General features: G+C 73.7%; 6 protein-coding genes. 2 read left to right on the top strand and 4 right to left on the bottom strand.

The annotated features are described in order from the left end of the window. From GSF22_RS08825 to GSF22_RS08815, 3 genes are all read right to left on the bottom strand, one after another. The coding region (locus GSF22_RS08825; RefSeq protein ID WP_208812729.1) for an ATP-dependent helicase at positions 1–1,733 on the bottom strand (1,733 nt) is incomplete at its 3' end. A gap of 86 nt (positions 1,734–1,819) precedes the next feature. Next, positions 1,820–2,365 (bottom strand): TIGR00730 family Rossman fold protein, encoded by a 546-nt coding sequence (locus tag GSF22_RS08820; RefSeq protein ID WP_208812724.1) that lies wholly within the window; start codon positions 2,363–2,365, stop codon positions 1,820–1,822. A 2-nt stretch (positions 2,366–2,367) separates the two neighbouring features. Beyond that, positions 2,368–3,279, bottom strand: a complete 912-nt coding sequence (locus GSF22_RS08815; protein WP_244366739.1) for a TIGR00730 family Rossman fold protein — start codon at positions 3,277–3,279, stop codon at positions 2,368–2,370. Between the two features lie 212 nt (positions 3,280–3,491). Between GSF22_RS08815 and GSF22_RS08810 the strand changes: the two genes are divergently transcribed. Then, entirely contained in the window at positions 3,492–3,665 is a 174-nt protein-coding gene (locus GSF22_RS08810; protein WP_208812731.1) for a hypothetical protein, read from the top strand. Between the two features lie 56 nt (positions 3,666–3,721). Here GSF22_RS08810 and dapE read toward each other — a convergent pair whose 3' ends face one another. Next, entirely contained in the window at positions 3,722–4,789 is a 1,068-nt protein-coding gene (gene dapE, locus GSF22_RS08805; protein WP_208812722.1) for a succinyl-diaminopimelate desuccinylase, read from the bottom strand. A gap of 80 nt (positions 4,790–4,869) precedes the next feature. Between dapE and dapD the strand changes: the two genes are divergently transcribed. Then, positions 4,870–5,829: a 2,3,4,5-tetrahydropyridine-2,6-dicarboxylate N-succinyltransferase gene (gene dapD / locus GSF22_RS08800; protein WP_208812720.1), complete on the top strand. Its 960-nt coding sequence runs from the start codon at positions 4,870–4,872 to the stop codon at positions 5,827–5,829. Positions 5,830–6,000 lie beyond the last annotated feature (171 nt).

Raw genomic sequence — 6,000 nt, 5'->3', positions numbered from 1 at the left:
CCCGGCGCCGGCCCGCCCCGGCTCGCGGCAGCCCAGCGCTCGGCCAGACCGCTGGCCCGCCAGACCGCCCAGAGCACCGTCTCGGCCGTCGCGCCGGGTGTCTCCGCCGCCTCCCGCGCGGTACCGAGCAGACCGGCCACCGCCTGCGCCGGTTCGGCCCAGCGCCGGTCGATGCCGGCCAGTACCGCCGGATCGTGCAGCGCCTCGACGAGCAGGTCCCCGGAGGGGCGCCGGTCCCCGGTGGCCAGGGCCAGGGTCCGCAGCCCCTGGCGCAGCCGCCGCTCCGCCAACGGATCCGCCCCGCCCAGCGGCGAGTGCAGCAGCGCGACGGCCGCCTCCTCGTCCAACCGGGCCGGCTCCAGTGCACACCGCAGCAACAGCAGCAGCGGGGCCACCGCCGGTTGCTGGTGCAGCGGCAGGTCCTCGGCGTGCACCACGGTGGGTACCCCGGCGGTGTGCAGGGCCCGTTGCACCGCCGGCAACTGCCGGGCGGTCGACCGGACCAGCACGGCCATCCGGGACCAGGGCACCCCGTCGAGCAGGTGCGCCGAACGGAGGGCGTGCGCCAGGTAGGCCGCCTCGCTGGTCGCCGAGCGGAACACGCGTACCTCGACGGAGCCCGGCTCGGCGTCGGGCCGGGAGGCCAGCCGGCGGTGGGTACCCGGCCCGCGCAGCCGCCGGGCCAGCCGCCCGGTCGCGGCGAGCAGGCCGGCACCGGCCCGGTAGGAGGTGTCCAGCAGCACCGTCCGGGCGGGGGCCCCGGAGGCCGTCCGGAACCGGTGCGTGAAGGCACCCACCACGGCCGGGTCGGCGCCCCGGAAGGCGTACGTCGAGGAGTCCGGGTCGGCGAAGGCGATCAGCGGACGCCCCCCGCCGGCCACCGTCGCCAGCAGGTCCACCTGCGCCGGGTCGGTGTCGGCCAGCTCGTCGACGTACACGTACGCCAGCCGGTGCCGCTCGGCGTCGCACAGCTCGGGGTCGTCGGCGAGCAGGCCGGTGGCCGCCCGGACCAGCTCCGCCGGGTCGTACGCGACGGAACCCCGGTTGCTGACGTCCCGCAGGGCGAGGACCGCGACGTACTCGCGGAGGAACCGGGCCGCCGCCGGCCAGTCGGCCCGGCCCAACCGCTCGCCCAGCCGGGCCAGCTCCACCGGGCCGATCCCCCGCTCGGTGGCCCGTTGCAGCAGGTCCCGGAGCTGACCGGCGAAGGCCCGGGTACGCAGTGCGGGGCGCAGCTCCTCAGGCCAGCCGACCGGGTCGGCCTCGTCGGCCGGATCGGGTCGCTCCGGGTCCGGGCCGGTCACCCCGTCCACCATGTCCAGCAGCTCACGGATGATCAGATCCTGCTCGGGCCCGGTGAGCAGCCGGGGGGACGGCTCGCCCCGCTCGGCCGCCGAGCGGCGGAGCAGGCCGAAGGCGTACCCCGGGAAGGTCCGCACGAGTGGCTCGTGCACCACGCGGCGCCCGCCCCCGGCGATCCGCGCCTCGATCCGGTGCCGGAGCGCGGTGGCCTGCCGGCGGCTGAAGGTGAGCACCAGGATCCGCTCCGGGTCGACCCCCTCGTCGACCCGGGCGGCGACCGCCTCGACCAGGGTGTCCGTCTTGCCGGTACCCGGGCCGCCGAGGACCAGCAGCGGGCCCTGGGTGTGCGCGACCACCTCGCGTTGCCGGGGGTCGTCGTGGCGGGCCGGCGCGGCCTCCGCCGGCCGGCGGACCAGCCGGTACGCCTGCATGGCGCCCATCTCACCATGCCCGTGCGACACCCGGCGAACCGGACATCCCACCGTGACCGGCGGGGCGCGCCGGCCGGGGTGGTGGGTCAGCCGAGGCGGGCCTCGATGGCGTCCAGCGCCGCCGGCACCGAGTCGACCACGGTGAGCAGGTCGAGCCCGGCCGGACGGATGAACCCCTCGCCGGTGAGCCGGGCCAGCCACTCGGTCAGCGGCCGGTAGAAGCCCTCGCTGTCCACCAGCACCATCGGCTTGGTGTGCATGGCCAGGGTGGCGGTGGTCCAGACCTCGAAGAGTTCGTCGAGGGTGCCCAGCCCGCCGGGCAGGGTCAGGAAGGCGTCCGACTTGTCGATCATCGCGGTCTTGCGGCTGGCCATCCCGTCGGTGACCACCAGTTCGCTGGAGGCGAGGTCGGCGACCTCCAGGTCGACCAGCGCCTGCGGGATCACCCCGACGGTGGGGGCGCCGGCGGCCCGGGCCCCGTCGGCCACCGCCCCCATCATGCCGACGCAACCGCCACCGGAGACCAGCGTGTGGCCCCGCCGGCCGATCTCCTCCCCGGTGAACCTGGCCAGGTCCAGGTACCGCTGGTCGAGGGTGCGGGAGGAGGCGCAGAAGACACAGATGGCGGCCATGCTCAGAACCTACGCCCAGCTTCGGACGCGCCCCGACGGGCCGCCTCGGTCTGCGCCTCGGCCGTCTCCTGGACCGCCTCCCGCTCGGCGGTGAGCGCCGCGTCGGCGTCCACGATGTGCCGGACCGCAGCCGTCACGTCGTCGGTCAGGCAGATCAGGTCCAGGTCCGCGTGACCGATCTTGCCGTCGACGGCCATCGTGTCCCGCAGCCAGTCGAGCAGGCCCCGCCAGTAGTCGGTGCCCATCAGCACCACCGGGAACCGGGTCACCTTGCCGGTCTGCACCAGGGTCAGCGCCTCGAACAGCTCGTCCATCGTGCCGAAGCCACCGGGCAGGACGACGAAGGCCTGGGCGTACTTGACGAACATGGTCTTGCGGGCGAAGAAGTACCGGAAGTCGATGGCCAGGTCGACCCACTCGTTGATGCCCTGCTCGAAGGGGAGTTCGATGCCCAGCCCGACGGAGAGTCCGCCGGCCTCGGTGGCGCCCCGGTTGGCCGCCTCCATCACGCCGGGCCCACCCCCGGTGATCACCGCGTACCCGGCGCGGGCCAGCGCCCCGCCCAGCTCCTCGGCCATCCGCCACTCCGGGCTCTCCGGCTTGCTGCGGGCGGAACCGAAGACGCTGACCGCCGGAGGCAGGTCGGCGAGGGTGTCGAAGCCCTCGACGAACTCCGAGAGGATGCGCAGGGCCCGCCACGCGTCCTTGGTCTTCCAGTCCTCGCGCCCCCGCGAGTCGAGCAGCCGCTGGTCCGCGGTGCTGGTCGGGATGGCGCTGCGGCGCAGGGTGACCGCGCCCCGGTGCCGCTCCCGGCCGGTCGCGGTCCGGTCGGCGGGCCCGGCGGTCCGGTCGGCGGCTACGGCGGTCCGGTCGGCGGCTACGGCGGTCCGGTCGGCGGCGTTCTTGTGGTCCATGGGGAGAACGGTAGTGGAGTGACCTGGCCAGGTCCCGGAAGGCGGCGGAGCGGGCGACCGAAAGCCGACAGGAAGGACGAGGTTCGCAGGCAACTAATTCGGTCGCACGTGCGTCTTACCATTCACATACCGGGTATGCCTGGCAGACGCGGCGGACAGACCAGGGCCGCCGTGGGTGCGCAGTGCCGCGTCTCTCGGGGGAGGAAGCAACCGTGATCAGCAACAGCGAGATGATCCGGATCCGGCGACAGATGCAGCGTCGGATCCGCGACGTGGTGGCCGAGCGGCGGCGGGCCCGGCTGGAACAGCCGGTCGTCGACGCCGTCGACGAGGCCGACGCGGCGGCCGAGGCGTGTCCGGCAGGGGCCTGCGGCACGGGCGGCTGACCGCGCGGGGACGAATCCCGCCCGGGACCGGACCACCGGTCCCGGGCGGGGGTGACTCAGGACAGCCAGCGGTACAGCGTCGCCGCCCCGTCCCGGATCTTGCTGATCTCGACGTGCTCGTCCGGGTGGTGGGCCAGGTTCGGGTCACCCGGTCCGAAGTTCAGCGCCGGTACGCCCATCGCCGCGAACCGGGCCACGTCCGTCCAGCCCAGCTTGCCGATCGGCGCCGCACCGACCGCCGCCAGGAACTCCCGGGCCGGCGCCGCGTCCAGCCCCGGAGCAGCTCCGGCCACCGAGTCGGTCACCGTGACCTCGAAGCCGGCGAAGACCTCGCGGACGTGCGCGTGCGCCTCCTCCTCCGTCCGGTCCGGCGCGAACCGGTAGTTCACCTCGATCTCGCACCGGTCCGGCACCACGTTCCCGGCCACCCCGCCGTGGATGCGGACCGCGTTCATCCCCTCCCGGTACTCGCACCCGTCGATGACGACCCGGCGGGCCTGGTACTCGTTCAGCCGCCGGAGCACCTCACCGGCAACGTGGATGGCGTTCACCCCGTGCCAGGAGCGCGCCGAGTGGGCGCGTACCCCGGTGGTGGCGACCATCGCCCGCATGGTCCCCTGGCAGCCCGCCTCGACCACCCCGTACGTCGGTTCGAGCAGGACCGCGAAGTCGGCCGTCAACCACTCCGGGTGCGCCTGCGCGACCAGGAACAGGCCGTTGTACTTCGACTCGATCTCCTCCGCCTCGTAGAAGAAGTACGTCACGTCGTACCTCGGCTCGGGCAGGGTCACCGCCAGGTGCAGCGCGTACGCCACCCCGGACTTCATGTCGGAGGTGCCGCAGCCGTACATCAGGTCGCCGCGCATGCTGGACGGGAAGTTGGCGTTGTGCGGCACGGTGTCCAGGTGCCCGGCGAGCACGACCCGCTGCGGGCGGCCCAGGTCGGTCCGGGCCATCACCGTGTTCCCGTACCGCTGGGTGGTCAGGTGCCCGACGCCGCGCAGCACCTCCTCGACGCAGTCGGCGATCGCCTTCTCGTTCAGCGAAACGGACTCTATGTCGACCAGCGCCCGGGTCAACGCGACCGGATCGGCCAGTACATCGGGGGTCAACGGGTTCCTCATGCTGGGCACGGTACCGTCAAAACCGGTGCGCACGAGCAGTGATCTTGCGAGCCCCGCAGCCGCGAACGAAAGGTGGACCCGTGACATCCGCACAGCCCGCGTGGGGCATCGGCCTGGCCACCGTCACCGCCGACGAGCAGGTCCTCGACACCTGGTACCCGACCGGGAAGCTCGGTCTGGGCGACCTGCCGCTGGTGCCCGGTGAGGACCAGGGGGACGTGCTCGACCTGCCGCCGAGCGCGATCGGCGAGCGGGCCCTGCCGGGGCTGCGGACGGTCGTGGTGGTCACCGAGATCGGCTCGCTGGCCGACCCGATCAAGGACACCCCGGACGCGTACCTGCGGCTGCACCTGCTCTCCCACCGGCTGGTCCGGCCCAACGGGCTGAACCTGGACGGGATCTTCGGCGCCCTGCCGAACGTGGCGTGGACCTCGGCCGGGCCGTGCCCGCCGGAACGGGTCGACGAGCTGCGGGTGATCGAGCGGGCCGCCGGCCGGCACCTGGCGGTGTACGGGGTGGACAAGTTCCCCCGGATGACCGACTACGTGACCCCGTCCGGGGTACGCATCGCCGACGCGGACCGGGTCCGGCTCGGCGCCCACCTGGCCCCCGGTACCACCGTGATGCACGAGGGTTTCTGCAACTTCAACGCCGGCACCCTGGGCACCTCGATGGTGGAGGGCCGGATCGTGCAGGGGGTGGTGGTCGGTGACGGTTCGGACATCGGCGGCGGTGCCTCGATCATGGGTACCCTCTCCGGCGGCGGCACCGAGAAGATCAGCATCGGGCAGCGCAGCCTGATCGGCGCGAACGCCGGGGTCGGCATCTCGCTCGGCGACGACTGCGTGGTCGAGGCCGGCTGCTACGTCACCGCCGCCTCGAAGATCGCCCTGCCGGACGGGCGGGTGGTCAAGGCCCGGGAGCTGTCCGGGGTGGACGGCCTGCTCTTCTGGCGCAACTCGCAGACCGGGGCGCTGGAGGCCCGACCGCGTACCGGCCGGGGCATCGAGCTGAACGCCGCCCTGCACGCCAACGACTAAGAGCGACCGGCAACAGGGCTGGCAGGGCTGCGACGTGCCCTGGCGCGTCGGCTGGCGGCGTTGTCGTCGTCGGCCATGCCACACCGGCATGACCTCCTCCTCCGCCTTGCCACCCTCGGCCAGGCCCCGCCTCGCCACCACCGCCCTGTTGCCGGGCGCTCCAACCCGGAC

Origin of the sequence: Micromonospora echinofusca (assembly GCF_017614955.1) — a bacterium.
In the GTDB taxonomy this organism is placed as follows: Bacteria; Actinomycetota; Actinomycetes; order Mycobacteriales; family Micromonosporaceae; genus Micromonospora; species Micromonospora echinofusca_A.
Note: the sequence above shows the minus strand (reverse complement) of the source record. Positions and strands in the feature narration are given on the sequence as shown.

Excerpts from the sequence above, each read along its gene's own strand:
- GSF22_RS08820 (WP_208812724.1), bottom strand. The coding sequence starts at position 2,365 with ATGGCCGCCATCTGTGTCTTCTGCGCCTCCTCCCGCACCCTCGACCAG.
- GSF22_RS08815 (WP_244366739.1), bottom strand. The coding sequence starts at position 3,279 with ATGGACCACAAGAACGCCGCCGACCGGACCGCCGTAGCCGCCGACCGG.
- dapE (WP_208812722.1), bottom strand. The coding sequence starts at position 4,789 with ATGAGGAACCCGTTGACCCCCGATGTACTGGCCGATCCGGTCGCGTTG.